The sequence below is a fragment of the Streptomyces sp. NPDC054842 genome, from assembly GCF_053611025.1.
This window is the reverse complement of the sequence record NZ_JBSGZN010000006.1, coordinates 143,616-157,465: the sequence shown is the minus strand read 5'-3', so window position 1 is coordinate 157,465 and position 13,850 is coordinate 143,616. Positions and strand designations below refer to the sequence as shown.

The window sequence follows — 13,850 nt, the reverse complement described above, 5'->3', positions numbered from 1 at the left end:
CGAGGGACGGGCGTGCTCTCCCTGCGGTGCGGCGTCGCGTAGACCAGGTGCGAAACCCATGCCGGCCGCACCGCCCAACCGGGCGCCAACCAAGCAAGGCGGTGCGACCCAACCGTCCCCTCACAGGGACAGAAGGGCAATCCTTATGAGAACTGCCGATGTCCATCATGCCTGGACGTGGCCTTCACAAGCCAGGAAGTCAGTGGTGACGCTTGTCGTGATCATTGTCGTTGGTTCGGCTGTGGCTGCCATGACAGGGCATGGCCAGGCTGCCCTGTCCGCGGTCACCCTGGCCATGCTCGCCGTGGCGGCGGAGGAACTTCTGCGCGCGGCTCTGGGGTACTGGCTGCGAGCCGTTTGATCCACGACGACACACGAAGGACGGGTCGTGCTGTGTACGGAAGCCGTAGGTCCATGACTCCGCAGAACGCTTGGGGCGACGCCCAGAGCGAGCGGATTCCTTTGGGGCACCTGAGCAGCGTGACAGCCGGCCCGTCCGGGTCTCTGTTGGAAGACCTACATGAGGGTCCGGACGGGGTGCCGGTCATCGCTCCGCCGGACATCACAGAACACTTCACCGTGGACGCCCGCCGGGTTCGCCGGGTGCCCTCAAGCCAGGCCGGGCGACTCGCCCGATTCGCACTTCGCGCGGGCGACCTTATCGTCGTGCGGCAGGGGACGCTCGGCCGGCTGGCTCTGATCGGGCCCGAACACACGGGCTGGTTCTACAGCTCTTCCTGTCTACGCATCCGGCCACATCGTGATGTGGTGCTGCCTGCGTACCTGGCCGCATACCTGGCACACCCTCCCGTGCGTCGAGAACTGTTGGGGCAGGCACTTCCCGGCACGGTTCCCTCGCTCAATTCGGCGATGCTGAGTCAGCTACTAGTCACCGTGGTCCCTCTGGAGCGCCAGCAAGCTGTCATCGAAGCTCTCGCCGACATCGATGAGCAGGTCAGGATTCAGCGGGAGATGGCGGCACGTCTAGAGGCCCTTCGCCCGTCAGTCTTCGAGGAGCTGACGAACAGGTGGCCTCACCAGTGAACGAGAGCCATGTCGGGCCATTGACCACCGAGCAACTTGAAAGGCTCCTGTCACAAGCCGCCGAAATCTTGCGTGGCGACCTGCGAGCTTCGGATTACTACGAGTTCATCGCGCCACTGCTTGTTCTCAAGAGGGCGTCAGACCAGCCCGGACTACTTACAGTTCCGGACCTCGCCCGATGGTCCCACGTGGTTGCACATCACCCCCGAGAACTGGGACATGCACTAAACAGAGCGCTATGGGCATTGGAGGAGAGCAATCCCGGGCAGCTGAAGGGGCTCTTCGATCACGTCGACTTCAATCGGCGGAGCCTCACTCCATCGACGCTTCAACGGTTGATCGCCCACCTCGATTCGCTGCGACTCAGTGATGACCACCTTGAGTTCCCTGATGTACTCGGCCGTGCCTACGACGGATTTCTCAGCTCCGTGTCCTTGTCCGACCGGCGGAGCGGCGAGTTCTACACCCCACGTGCCGTATGCAGCCTTCTTGCGGAACTCGTGCAACCAGAGGCGGGGCAGTCTGTCTACGACCCGTGCGCCGGCTCGGGTGGCATGCTTCTCCAAGCGGCGCACTACGTGGAGCAGCATGACGGGAGCGAAGCGGATCTCGCCCTGTACGGGCAGGAAAAGAACAAAGCAGCATGGTTCAACGGCACGCTAAACCTCTTCCTGCACGGCATCAAAGACACGTCCCTTTCCATCGGCGACTGCTTGGCCGACCCTCTCCTCACGGATGGGAATGTTAGACAATTCGACCGAGCACTAGCGGCGCCACCGTTCTCGATGAAGTACATCCAGCAGGATGTCGGTTCCCCGGAGCGGATGAGATATGGCTGGACATCAGGCTCGAATGCCGACCTGATGTTCGTCCAGCACGTACTCGCCGTTCTACGTCCCGATGGCGTCGGAGCTGTAGTCGTTCCACACGGAGTGCTCTTCCGCGGCGGCGCAGAGGCCAAAATCCGGCGAGGGATCATCACGGACGGTCGCCTCGAAGCCGTCATCGGAATCGGGCCAAACGTCTTCCACAACACAAGCATTCCTGCCTGCATCCTGGTATTGAGGGGAACCCGGGGTCTATCCACGAACCGGCGAGGCAACGTTCTCTTCGTCAACGCCGAGCGCGAAGTCACCTCAGGCCGCGCAAAGAACCGTCTCGAGCCACAGCATGTGGAGAGGATCGTCGAGTCGTTCCAGTTCTGGGAGGACACCCCCCACTTCGCGAGGGTCGTCTCAGTGGATGAAATCGCGAGGCATGACTTCAACTTGAACATCCGTCGTTACGTTGACACCGTCCCGCCTGCGGCACCCCTGCTCGATGTACGAGCGGCACTAACAGGCGGCATCCCGAAAGAGGAAATTACCCCGGCAGGCGCTAAGTTCAGCGCCTTCGGGATCTGTCTCGACGACCTGTTCCAGCCCAATGGGCCGCACTATGTGGACTTCCTGGAGGAGGGCTACGAGGCAACCGCGGCGCGCATCCCAGAATTGGCTACTGATGTGGAGAACAGATTCATCCTCCGATTCAGAAACTGGTGGAGACAGCAGGAGTCCCTCTTTGCCGAGACGGCTAGCACAAACCGCCTTTTCACCTCGGGGCTGCGCTCCCAACTTCGCTCATCATTCTGTGCGGATCTGATGCCAATGGGAATCTTGGACGAGCATCAATTGACCGGTGTCCTCACGTCCTGGTGGTCGAGCCATGAGGACGACCTCAGAAGCCTCAACCAGCGCGGCTTTGCAGGTGTGGTCGAGAGATGGGAAACTACTCGACCAAGCTGGTTGGGGGCCTCTCACACAACCTCCGAGTCCGAGAGCGCTCGCGTACTCGATGCCCTTGGAGATGACCTCTGCTCACGCATCAGGCAGCTCATCGTCACAGAACGTCAGGATCTGGTTAATACGTACCTCTCATGGGGCGATCGATATGCGACCTCACTGGCCGACCTTGAGCTGCGCTACGAAACCGCAGCAGCTCGACTAAAGGCGAGAATGGCAGCCCTGGGCCATCTGTGAGCGCAGAGCGAGGTCATGGCCCCCACCTTGGTCTCAGTTCTGGTCTCATTCGTCCCCGTCCAGCGCCGTCCACCACTGACACAATGCCTGCCTCCGCCGCAGGCCAGGACACCCCCGAGTGCCACCGAACCCCCAGACGAACATTTGGAAAGCGTGTTGGGGGCAACCCCTCACGAGTTCGAATCTCGTATCCTCCGCCAGTGCCTCACCGGGCACTAACGTCGAAGGGCCCCACCGCGAGGTGGGGCCCTTCGACGTTGCCGGTCCTCGTTTCCGTCCGGCGCCGCGTCCTCCGTCGGCGTCCGGGGCCCCGGGCGGGACCCGGGAATCGTGCAGAGCATCCGACCCAGGCTGCCCCCCCTCGGTCCACCTCGCGTCCGCCTGCATCGCGGCCGTGACCGGCCGGGCTCTCCAGTGGTACGGCCCGGAGAGCGGCGAACAGGCGGCTCCGGGAGCCCTGACCCCCACCCGGTCGTCAGGGCGACGGCGTGCCCGGCAGAGGGCTGATGCCCGGTTCGAAGTGGGTGCGGAGGTAGATGCGGGTGCGGGCCGGGGTGTAGTCGTGGGCGTACAGGCGGACGCAGCGCTTGTCGGACGTGTCGTAGGCGTCCGGCGTGGACTGCGCCGACCCTGCGGCGGCACCGGGGCAGACGTAGCCGTAGCGGACGCCCTTCTTCAGGGTCTCCGGCTCCGGGAGGCCGAAGTGGGCGAAGTCGTGCGGGGCGGTGTTCGTCTGTGCGGACGTCGGCTCCAGCCACTTGCCGTCCGGCGGGTGCTCCTCCAGGTACTTCTCCGCCTCCGCCCTGGTCAGCGTGAAGGTCAGGAGGCCCGTGTCGAAACGTGAGGTCACCTCGTACGCCGCTCGCGGGGAGCGGGCCGTGGCGGGAACGTCCAGGCCCATCCGCTCGCCCATCCACTCCGGGGTGATCCCCTCGGCCCACCTCGCGTCCGCCGCCGCCTGAGCGGCGCGGTCGCCGTCCTTGCCGTCGTCGGCGCCGGTGAGGAGCACGGCCGCCGCGATCACGGCGCCGGCGAGGACCGGCACCACGGCGAACAGCCACCGCCGCGAGGTGCGGCCGCCCTCGTGGCCGGGAGGCTTCCCGGGTCCGCTGGGCGCGTAGGGGTCGGTCATCGCACGCCCGTCCTTCCCGGCGACCTGTCCGTCGTACGGTCCTGCTGCTGCTCCCGGCCGGGGTTCACGCGTCCGTCCCTGCTGTCGTCGGGACCCGGCAGCGGGTCACCGTTGGGCTGTGAGGAGCCCAGATCGTAGTGCTCGACACTGCTGCTGCCCGCCATGTCGAACTCCTGGGCCAGGCCGGTGCGGTGCAGCTTGGCCATCTCCCCGTCGGGGATCTTCAAGGGACCCACGGTGACGCCCTTGCCCTCGTCCCAGTTGTAGCGGTCCCATACGTTCGCCTGGTAGTCGACACCGATCCTCGGGTTGCCGTTCGCGTCCGGGACGGCTGTCACGACGCCGGTCACGTTCGTGTTGGCACCGCCCACCGCGTAGAACCAGTTGGCGTTGTCCTGCTGAGTGAAGTAGAAACCCTCGGGTTGCCTCACCTCGACCGGGAAGGCGACCGGCTTGCCGCCGTTCCTCTTGAACTCGTCCAGAGCCTGCTTGCGCCACTCGTCCTGGTTCAGCCTGACCGTGTCGTCGACGTACGACTTGAAGGCGGGAACGTCCGCCATCATCTTGTCCACAGGCAGGTTCATGGGGCTTCCGGTGTTTCCCAGATAGTGCGCCATGTGCCGGGAGGCATCCGTCATGCCCTTCCAGTCGGCGCCTTCCGTCAGCAGTTCCATCTTCTGCTTGGTGACCCACTGGTCGAAGCCCGGCGACTGGGAATCGTGCCGACCCGCGCCACCGTCCGCCGCGATCTGCGGCATGGTGGGACTCAGAATGCCGGCCGCCATCAGGTCGTCCTTCTGCGCCGGCCACAACTGCGCCCGGGCCTCAGGGCTCAGGGACTCCCACAGCCGCCGGAGCTCGCCCCGCTGCTTCGGGTCCGCGTCCTTGCCCAGCGCGGCCAGTTCCTTCGCCCGCGGCAGCTGCTCCTCGTCGAGGGACGTGTACGTGGCATGCCCCGCGTTGTACGGGTCGTTCCCATGGCTCTTCCGCAGCGCGCGCACGGCTGCCGCGTCCACCTCGGCGGCGTGCTGAACGATGCCCGTCAGCGTGTCCGCGTACCACTGGATGCGGTCCTTCGTCCGCTGGTCGGGGCCTTCCGGCGTACACATCGACTCCGCGACCCGGACCGTGCCACCCTGCCCGTCGAACACGAGGAGTCCGGCATCCGGCGGCGTGTGAGTCGGGTCGCCGCGGCGCGCCAGATCAGTGAGCCTTCGCACTTGCTTCTGATACTGGGTCAGTTCTCCGTGCGCGTCGGACAGAACGCGAGCGATGCTCTCGGCTTCGGCGTGGAGGTCCGAGAACTCCTTGGCCGTCTTGTGGACGAAGTCCCTGGTCACGCCGGCGTTGATGCCTTTCCAGCGGGCTCCGTCGGACTTCTTGGTCAAGCCGTCCCGCACGTCGGTCGCGAGCTTGGCCAGTTCCGTGGCCATGGTCGTCCAGTCGGATGCCGCCGTGCCCAGTTTGGCCAGATCCACGGCCATGAGGTCCGAATAGGAAAGTGATCCCACGGCTTCCTACTTGAAGTAGTCGTTCAGGGACGACACGGGCAGCGGTCCGCTGCGGCCGCGGACTTCGGCCGCGATCCCCACGTCTTCCTGTGCGTGCAGCTTCTTGGTGTAGTCGAGGTGATTCGAGATATGGGCGCAGGCCTGCAGGACGTGCTTCACCTGAGAGGTCCAGACTTCGACGGTCGATTCCAGTTCCGCCCCGAGTCCCAGATTGTGGCTTTTGAGAGAGGAGGCCGCCTGCATGGTCGAACCGGACCCGTTCTTGTCCGCACCCGTACCCGCTATGTCGGCCTTCTTCTTCAACTCCCCATGGAGGATGAACGCCTCGTGGCCCACCGCGCCCAGGTCGTCCTGGTGAACGATGAGATCCGCGTCACCCGCGTCCGCCGGCGCGGTCTGATTCAGCTGGACGCGGGTGCTCCCGCCCGCCGATGCCGCAGCCTTGGCCTTCTCCCACTCTTCCCACACCATGTGTCCCCCGCCCCGTCGTCCTACCGCGATCCCGCTCCGGCCACGCCGTCACTCGCGCAAACGTAGCAAGCCGCGAACCACTCATCAGGAGTTCGGATCGGGCCGCCTCGGTTCCGGGTCTGATCAGTAACTTCCGTTCGGCGACCGGTTCGTGGGGGCGTGTCCGTGGGGTGGGGGGCTGGGTAACCGGTCGTTCATGGGTGAGATTCTGGTGGGTGCGTGTTCGTGGACGGATCAGGCCCTCGTGAGGAGCGGCTGGTATCCCCCGGGCCGGCGGGACGCGGAGGGGCGGCTGCGGCACTACGCCGGGCAGTTCCCCGTCGTGGAGGTCGACTCCGGCTACTACGCGCTGCCCAGTGAGCGGAACAGTCTGCTCTGGAGCGAACGGACCCCGGACGGCTTCGTGTTCGACGTGAAGGCGTTCTCGCTGCTCACCGGGCATCCGACGCGGGACAGCTCGCTGCCCGCCGATCTGCGGGGCCGCACCGGGCGCGGCCTGCCGGACGCCGCACTGCTCGACGAGGTGTGGGCGCGGTTCGCCTCGGCGCTCGAACCACTGCGGCGGACCGGCCGGTTGGGAACCGTGCTCTTCCAGTTTCCGCCGTGGTTCGCGCCCGGGGCCGGGTCCGAGACGTTCCTGCGGGAGTGCGCCGTCCGTACGGCGGGGTGGCCGCTCGCCGTGGAGTTCCGGCACCCCGGATGGTGGCAGGAGGGGCTGTACGACCGTACGGCCGAGCTGCTCGCGGGTCTCCGGGCGACCGCCGTCGCCGTGGACATGGTGCAGTCGCTGCGCACGTCCGTCCCGCCCGTCACACCGGTCACCTCCCCCGAGTTGGCCGTCGTCCGCTTCCACGGGCGGAACGCAGCCTGGGGCACCGGCAGCAAGGAGGACCGCTTCCGGCACGCGTACACCGACGGTGAACTCGCCGAGTGGGTTCCCCGGGTGGCCCGTATGGCGGAGCACGCCAAGCGGGTCCACGTGCTCTTCAACAACTGCTGTGCGGACGCGGCCGTCCGGGCCGCCGCGTCCATGCGGCGCCTGCTCGGCGAGGAGGGACTCACCGTGCGGTAGTCCCTCAACAGCCGCTGTATCACTGACGCGTTCGGCGAGTTCGTCGGCGACAGCACCCTCACCGGGTGGGATGCAGCATTGTGTTCGCGTCGTCCCTCGGGGAGCCCGGGCACCTCCGTGGCCGCTAGCCGATCCGCACCGTCTTCGAGACCGTGACCTGGTCGATGTCGGTCGTGCGGACCGTCACCTTCATCGTCCAGGTGCCGGGCAGGGGGAGATTGACGCCGTCGGTGCCCCAGTAGCCGCCTCGGTCGGTGAGCCTCGCGTCGAGCGGGCCGATCTTCTGCGCGGCCAGGGTGAAACCGAGGCGCAGCTCGGGGACGGTGGCGATGCCTCCGTCGGGGCCGAACACCACGGCCTGGACCGTGTTCTCGCCCACCCGGCCCGGACCCAGGTCGATCTGCACCTTGCCGTGACCGCCCGGCGTGCCGACGTCGAAGGGGACCGTGATGGTCGTGTCGGCGGGCCTTCCGGCCGTCTCCGCACCGGACGACGCGGCCTCCTGCGCGGCCCGGCCCGGCTGGGTACCGGTCAGCACCGTGGTGATCACCAGGACCACGATCCCCAGGGTGACCTCCGCGAGGACCGAGCGGCGCAGGGCCCGGCGGTGCGGTCCCGGGTCCGGCGCTGCCGACTGCTTCGGGGCGGCCGACTCCTTCGGCGTGGCGGGCTCGTGCGCGGTGGCGGGCTCCCGCGGGGTGCTGCGGTCATCCGGTGCGGTGGGCTCGTGCGGGTTCCGCTCGCCGTCGGCCGGCTCGGTCTCAGCGTCCGGCTCGGTACCGACGCCCGAGGTCAGGGCCGGAACCGCGTCCGTGCGCGCCGAGGCCGGGACCGGCCCGGCGTCCGTGTCCACTCGCGCTCGTGCGCCGGCCGGTTCCGGGATGCGCGCCGGGGTCGTCACCGTGCGGTCCCGGGCCGTCGTAGGGCGCGCCGGGTCGGGCACCGCGTTCCCGTCGGGCCGGCCGGGGGACGGGGACGCGTCCAGCAGGGCCGCATGGTTCCCCGCCGTGACCAGGCGCCCCGTCCAGCGGCGGGAGTACGCCGCCGCCGCCAGCACCAGCAGTACCGCTGCCAGCTTGGCCGTCAGGATCCTGCCGTACGACGTGGTGGTGAGGGCGCTCCAGGAGCCGAGGCCGCGCCAGGACTGGTAGACGCCGGTCGCCGTCAGGACGCAGACCGCCGTGAACGCCAGCCGGGAGAAGCGGTGCACGGCGGACGCGGGCAGCGCCTCCGGGGCCCGGTGCAGGGCGGTCAGCAGGGCCGCGAGGCCGCCCAGCCACACCGACACCGCCAGCAGGTGCAGCACCGCGGAGACCATGGCGACGGGGACCTGGATCCCTGCGGAGGCGTGGTCGGCGGCGGCCCAGGTCGACGCCAGGCCGACGGCGAGCAGTGCCGCCCCGGCCCGCGTGCCCCTCCCCGCCGGTGACGCGTCACGGCCCGGGATCCGCAGCGGGAGCAGCGCCACGGCGGCCAGCAGCACCAGCCGGACCAGCAGCGCCGTCCCGGGCCGGGAGGTGAGCGTGGCGGTCAGGACGGACGGGTCGAACGCCGTCGCCGGGCCGCTCCCCCGCTCGTACGGGCCGCGGAGCAGCAGCAGGGCGATGGTGGACAGGGACAGCGTCCACCAGCCGGTCAGGAGCAGGCCCCGCAGCGGTCCGAAGCCGGTGGCCGCGGCGAACGCCGCCGTGCCGACGAGCAGCGCGACCGCCGCGTACGCGACGTAGCGGGCGGCGTCGTACAGCGTGCGGGCCAGGGTGTCGGCGGCGCCGTCGGACGGCAGGACGGCGCTGGTCGCGGAGGGTTCGCCGACGGAGAAGGTGAAGGCGCCGGAGACCGGGTGGCTGTCCGCCGACACGACCCGCCAGGCCACCGTGAAGGTTCCGGTGCCCAGATCGCGCGGGAGGGTGACCCGGGCCGTGTCGGAACGGCCGCCGGCGTGCCCCGGTTCGCCGGTGTGCACCCGCCGGTTGCCGGGGTCGAGGACGCGGAAGGAGTCGTCCAGGAGTCCGACCGGCTCGGTGAACGTCAGGGTGATGTGGCGGGGGGCGGATCCGAGGACCGTTCCGTCCCGGGGGTCGGTGCCGCTGAGGGCGGCGTGCGCGGACGCGGGACCCGCGCCACCGAGGAGGAGCAGGACCAGCACGGGGCCCAGCAGCACCAGGCCGCGAAGGACCCGTCGCGCGCGGCGTCCACCGCCCCGGCCGCGCCGGGCACCGGTTCCGCCGCTCCCGGCCCGCCCTCCGTCCCGTCCGCCATCGCGTCCTTCCGCTCGCCGAGCGTCTCGCCAGGGGCCCACGTCACGTCTCCGTATCGGGCGTCCGGCGTCGACAGCCGGGCGTCCGGGTCGTTCAGGTCGTCGTGTGTCCGGTTACCCGGGGTGTCCGGGCGTCCGGGTGTACGCGTCTACGGGTGCGCGCGTGTCCCCGGGGGCACCCGCGTCGCTCCTCCATACGTACGCGGGCGGCCCGGCGCTCAGCGTTCGCGCCGGCCGTGTTCCGTACGTGCTTCCGGGGCGGGCGCGTTCACCAGGTGGGGCGGGCCGACACCCCGCCGTCCACCACCAGGTCGTGGCCGGTGATCCAGGACGCCAGCGGCGAGGCGAGGAACACGCAGGCGTCGCCGATGTCCTCCGGGCGCCCCAGCCGTCCGGTGGGGGCCGCCTGCCGCCAGCGCCGTACGCCGTCGGGCCAGGTCTCCGCCAGTCCTTCGCGGTCGATCAGGCCGGGCGAGACGGAGTTGACGCGGATGCCGTGCGTTCCGTACTCCAGGGCCGCGGAGCGGGCGTGCATGACGACGGCCGCCTTGGAGGCGCAGTAGTGGGCGTGCAGGGGCGCCGGGTGGCCGGCCTCGACGGAGGCGATGTGGGTGATCGTGCCGCCGCCGGCCGCGCTCATCAGTTCCGCCGCGGCCTGGGTGCACGCGAAGACGCTGGACAGGTTGGTGTCGACGACCGCCCGCCATTCGGCGGCGGACATGCCGGGCAGGGCCTGCGTGGGCTGCACGCCCGCGTTGTTGACCAGGGCGGTCAGTCCGCCCGGCGCGGTACCGGCGTACCCCGGCAGGCTTCTGCCCCACTCCGCCGCCTCGCGGACCAGCCGGTGGCAGGCGTCCTCGTCCGTGAGGTCGGCCCGCAGCGCGACCGTCTCGGCGCCCAGCTCGCGCAGCCGGGCGAGCACGTCGTCCGCCGGGCTCGTCCGGTGGTGCACGGCGACCGCCGCCCCGGCCCGGGCGAGGCTCAGCGCGACGCCCCGGCCGATCCCGCCCGCGGCACCGGTCACGAGGGCCACCTGACCGGCGAGCAGGGCGGCCGTGGGAGGCGCGGCCGGGCCGGGGGCGGCGCTCACGGGCGGCACAGCGCGGTGATCCGCGCCGCCTCGGCGGGGTAGCGGGCCGTCAGTTCGCCCGCGTCCCCGTGCTCGTAGCCCTCGTAGGTGAAGCCGGGGGCCATGGTGCAGCCGAGGAAGGACCAGGCGCCGCCCTGGGCGACCCGCGCGCCCATCCAGGTGCCGGCGGGCACGGTGTACTGCGGGTGCTGGCCGCCGGGCAGGTCGGGTCCGAGGACGACGGAGCGCACGCCGCCGTCCGGGGCGAGCAGCAGCATGTCGAGCGGATCGCCGAGGTAGAAGTGCCAGATCTCGTCGGAGGGCAGCCGGTGCAGGGCCGAGAAGTCGTCCGGTTCACCGGTGAACAGGGCGACGATCGCGGTCCCCTCGGGGCGGCCGTCGGGCCGCTCGGGGCCCGCCCAGGTCTGCCGGAAGCGGCCGCCCTCGCGGGGGATCGGCTCCAGACCGTAGTGCCGTACGAGGTCTTCGGGCGTCATGCGGCCAGGCTACTGAGCGAGCGCCCCGGCGAGGGCCGCCTCCTTGGTGAGAAACGCGAGCCGGGCGCGCTTCTCCGGCAGGTGGACCTCCGGGAGGTCGACCTCGGGCAGGACGACGAGCGGCCCGGCCTCGAAGCCCTGGCGGACGAACCGCTGGACGGCCTTCTCGTTGCGCTCGTCCGGGTCCACCACGATCCGGGTGCGGCCGAGCCCGAGGAACACGTACGAGGTGAACGCGGCGAGCAGGCCGGTGGAGAAGCCGGGGCGGGCGCCGCCGGGTCCGCTCGGGCCGATCAGGACGTGGACGCCGATGTCGCCGGGCCGGACCTCGTAGCACTCGCCAACCCGGTCGGCGTCCGGCTCGTACGTCTGCAGCAGCGCGGCGGGTTCGCCGTCCTTGACCGCGAGGAAGGCGTGGTGGGTGTCGAGCGAGTCCAGGTGGACGTAGGTCTCCAGGACCTGCTCCCTGGTGAACCCGGTCATGCCCCAGAACGCGGCCCGCTCCTCGGTGACCCAGGCGTGCACGACGTCCACGTCGGCGTGCGGGTCCAGGGGCAGGACGCGGACGGTGCCGAAGCCGTCGATCCGCTGCTCGTGGACGGCTGCGCGGCCGGACGCGTACGGCTCAGTGCTCATCGTTCTCCTTCGTCAGGCGGTCCCAGTCGGTGACGACCGGGGCGAGTTCTCCCGCGAGCCACAGGGGCAGCTGGTCGCGGTGGTGCGGGGTGCCGGGGACGCCGCCGGCGCCGAGCGGGACCACCCAGAGGCTGTCCTCGCGGCGAGCGAGGTCCCAGACGTAGCGGGCGGCGGGGCCGCGTGCGGCGCGGTGGGTGAGGCCGGGCACGGAGGAGGTGCACAGCACGCAGTCGTGGTCGCCGGAGAGGCCGGGTCCCTCGTCCGGTCCTGCGGGCAGCGCGCTCCACGGGACCAGGCGGTGGACGTCGCCCCAGGTGGTGTCCGGGGTGACGGCAGCGGCGCCGCCGGACGCCGTTTCGGCGGCCGCCTCCTCCAGGGCCTCCCGGACGACCTCGGCGCGGTCGATGCCGTACAGCTCCGGCGCGGTGAGCAGGTTCTGCAGGGCGTAGCCGACGCGGACCGTGAGGTCGAGCCAGGGCCGGAAGACCTCCGGGTAGGCGGGCGGGTCGGTCAGGCAGGCGAGCGCGGGATGGGCCGCCAGCCGCCGTACGACGGCGCCGCGGACGGCCGCGTAGGCCGCCGCTTCGGTGCTGTCCGCGTCCATGTGCCGGTCCCAGGACAGGAGCCGGGCGCGTACGGCGGCGGCCCGCGGGCTCAGCCCCGCCTCGTCGAGGGCGGCGAGGTGCTCCAGCACGGGGGCCGCCGAGGCGAGGTGGGTGTCGGTGTGGACGGCCGCCATGTCCGGGGCCGACCAGGTCCGCCGGGCGTCGAGCAGGGCGCGGATGCGCCGGGCCCGGTGCGGGGCGGCGAACTCGGTGCCGAGCGGGGTGGCGGGGCCGTGCTGGTTCGCCATGACGGCGATGCCGTCCTCGACGGTGCCGCGCGGCATCTCGTGCCAGCCCCGCCACTCGTGGCCGGGTTCCCAGGCGGGCACGACACGGGTGCGGTTGTCGGTGCCCCGCACCGGCACCTTCCCGGCGACGCGGTGCAGCAGGCCGCCCTCGGTGTCGGCGGCCTGGACGACGTTCACGGGTTCGGCCCACCGGTCGAGGGCCCGGTCCACGTCCGCGACCCGGCGGGCCCGCAGCAGGGGCAGCAGCGCGCCGAAGCCGAGATCGCCGGTCACCCGGGGCGGGTACCGCAGGCTCATGGCGTCCTCGGTGCCGTCCTCGGCTCCGGGGCCGGGACCGACGACCACGGGGCCGCGCCCGGTCTCGATGACCTCGACCTCGACCGGTTCGCCGCCCGCCACCTCCACGGTCTCCACGTGACGTGCGGCGGGGTGCCACCGTCCGTCCGGGCCGAGCGCCTCGACGCCGGAGGGGGTGCGCCGCAGGCGTTCGCGGTAGAGGTCCTGGTAGTCGGCCATGGCGTTGGTGATGGCCCAGGCGACCGTGCCGGTGTGCCCGAAGTGGGCGATGCCCGGCATGCCCGGGACGGCGATGCCGACGACGTCGAACTCGGGGCAGGCCAGGCGGATCTGCTGGTAGACGCCGGGGTCCTCGATGAAGCGGTGGGGGTCGCCCGCGATGACGGGCCGGCCGGTGGTGGTGCGCTCACCGGCGACGAGCCAGCCGTTGCTGCCGACGGTGCCGGGGCCGTCGGCGGCGAACAGGGCGACCGCGTCCGCGCCGAGCCGCCGTACGACCTCCTCGCGCCACAGCTTGGCGGGGAAGCCGACGAAGAGGATGTGGGTGCTCAGCCAGACGCCCATCGGGGTCCACGGCTCCCACCGGCCGGGGACGAGACCGGTGCGCGCGAACTCCGGGGCGCGGCGGGCGCCTTCGGCCAGTCCCGCGTTGACGCCGTCGACGTACGCCCGGACCCAGTCGGCGGTCTCCGGGTCCCGTTCCTCCAGGGCCGTGAAGCAGCGCCGGGCGGTGTCGTCGACGCGTGCCCGGCGGACGAAGAGGTCTCAGGGGAGGGAGCCGGCGCCCAGGAACGCGGCCGAGGTGCCCTGGGCGCGGTGCCGCTCGACCTCCAGCTGCCAGGCCCGGTCGAGGGCGGTGACCCGGCCCTGGGCGTGCGCGAGTTCCCGCACGCCGTCCGCGCGCAGGTGGGGAACGCCCCAGGCGTCACGGTAGATCTCGCTGCTCACGGTCCATCCCCTGTCATTTCAGGTTAGGCTAACCTAACTGCGATT

At 70.6% G+C, this 13,850-nt stretch carries 10 protein-coding genes and 1 pseudogene; 3 read left to right on the top strand and 8 right to left on the bottom strand.

The window, feature by feature from the left end:
- Window positions 1–414: 414 nt before the first annotated feature.
- Together ACWGIS_RS07170 and ACWGIS_RS07165 are read left to right on the top strand one after the other, a co-directional pair.
- Window positions 415–1,044 carry a restriction endonuclease subunit S gene (locus ACWGIS_RS07170; RefSeq protein WP_453361386.1) on the top strand — a complete coding sequence of 210 codons (630 nt, stop codon included), beginning with the start codon at window positions 415–417 and terminating at the stop codon, window positions 1,042–1,044.
- Window positions 1,041–3,062 carry an N-6 DNA methylase gene (locus ACWGIS_RS07165; protein ID WP_453361385.1) on the top strand — a complete coding sequence of 674 codons (2,022 nt, stop codon included), beginning with the start codon at window positions 1,041–1,043 and terminating at the stop codon, window positions 3,060–3,062. Before ACWGIS_RS07170 ends, ACWGIS_RS07165 begins: the two co-directional genes overlap by 4 nt.
- Window positions 3,063–3,537: 475 nt before the next feature.
- Here ACWGIS_RS07165 and ACWGIS_RS07160 read toward each other — a convergent pair whose 3' ends face one another.
- From ACWGIS_RS07160 to ACWGIS_RS07150, 3 genes are read right to left on the bottom strand one after another with little or no spacing between them, the layout of a single operon-like run.
- Window positions 3,538–4,194 (bottom strand): hypothetical protein, encoded by a 657-nt coding sequence (locus tag ACWGIS_RS07160; protein WP_453361384.1) that lies wholly within the window; start codon window positions 4,192–4,194, stop codon window positions 3,538–3,540.
- Entirely contained in the window at window positions 4,191–5,705 is a 1,515-nt protein-coding gene (locus ACWGIS_RS07155) for a hypothetical protein (RefSeq protein WP_453361383.1), read from the bottom strand. Before ACWGIS_RS07155 ends, ACWGIS_RS07160 begins: the two co-directional genes overlap by 4 nt.
- Window positions 5,706–5,711: 6 nt before the next feature.
- Window positions 5,712–6,176: a hypothetical protein gene (locus ACWGIS_RS07150; protein ID WP_453361382.1), complete on the bottom strand. Its 465-nt coding sequence runs from the start codon at window positions 6,174–6,176 to the stop codon at window positions 5,712–5,714.
- Between the two features lie 196 nt (window positions 6,177–6,372).
- Between ACWGIS_RS07150 and ACWGIS_RS07145 the strand changes: the two genes are divergently transcribed.
- The gene (locus ACWGIS_RS07145; protein ID WP_453361381.1) at window positions 6,373–7,248 is read left to right on the top strand and encodes a DUF72 domain-containing protein; all 876 of its coding nucleotides are present in this window, start codon (window positions 6,373–6,375) and stop codon (window positions 7,246–7,248) included.
- A 124-nt stretch (window positions 7,249–7,372) separates the two neighbouring features.
- On the opposite strand, the gene ACWGIS_RS07140 is transcribed toward ACWGIS_RS07145, so the two are convergent.
- The 5 genes and pseudogenes from ACWGIS_RS07140 to ACWGIS_RS07120 all read right to left on the bottom strand — a co-directional run bounded on the left by ACWGIS_RS07140 (window position 7,373) and on the right by ACWGIS_RS07120 (window position 13,805).
- Window positions 7,373–9,409: a copper resistance protein CopC gene (locus ACWGIS_RS07140; protein ID WP_453361380.1), complete on the bottom strand. Its 2,037-nt coding sequence runs from the start codon at window positions 9,407–9,409 to the stop codon at window positions 7,373–7,375.
- Between the two features lie 364 nt (window positions 9,410–9,773).
- Window positions 9,774–10,604: an SDR family NAD(P)-dependent oxidoreductase gene (locus ACWGIS_RS07135; RefSeq protein WP_453361379.1), complete on the bottom strand. Its 831-nt coding sequence runs from the start codon at window positions 10,602–10,604 to the stop codon at window positions 9,774–9,776.
- A complete protein-coding gene (locus ACWGIS_RS07130) occupies window positions 10,592–11,071 on the bottom strand; it encodes a cupin domain-containing protein (RefSeq protein WP_453361378.1) in 480 nt (159 codons plus the stop codon). Before ACWGIS_RS07130 ends, ACWGIS_RS07135 begins: the two co-directional genes overlap by 13 nt.
- Window positions 11,072–11,080: 9 nt before the next feature.
- The gene (locus tag ACWGIS_RS07125) at window positions 11,081–11,707 is read right to left on the bottom strand and encodes a GNAT family N-acetyltransferase (protein WP_453361377.1); all 627 of its coding nucleotides are present in this window, start codon (window positions 11,705–11,707) and stop codon (window positions 11,081–11,083) included.
- Window positions 11,697–13,805: pseudogene (locus ACWGIS_RS07120) on the bottom strand (penicillin acylase family protein). The gene ACWGIS_RS07125 and the pseudogene ACWGIS_RS07120 overlap by 11 nt, the downstream one beginning before the upstream one ends.
- Window positions 13,806–13,850 lie beyond the last annotated feature (45 nt).

Bases quoted from the DNA above. Each gene is read 5' to 3' on its own strand.
- ACWGIS_RS07150 (WP_453361382.1), bottom strand. From the start codon at position 6,176: ATGGTGTGGGAAGAGTGGGAGAAGGCCAAGGCTGCGGCATCGGCGGGC.
- ACWGIS_RS07170 (WP_453361386.1), top strand. From the start codon at position 415: ATGACTCCGCAGAACGCTTGGGGCGACGCCCAGAGCGAGCGGATTCCT.
- ACWGIS_RS07160 (WP_453361384.1), bottom strand. From the start codon at position 4,194: ATGACCGACCCCTACGCGCCCAGCGGACCCGGGAAGCCTCCCGGCCAC.
- ACWGIS_RS07145 (WP_453361381.1), top strand. From the start codon at position 6,373: ATGGGTGAGATTCTGGTGGGTGCGTGTTCGTGGACGGATCAGGCCCTC.
- ACWGIS_RS07130 (WP_453361378.1), bottom strand. From the start codon at position 11,071: ATGACGCCCGAAGACCTCGTACGGCACTACGGTCTGGAGCCGATCCCC.
- ACWGIS_RS07125 (WP_453361377.1), bottom strand. From the start codon at position 11,707: ATGAGCACTGAGCCGTACGCGTCCGGCCGCGCAGCCGTCCACGAGCAG.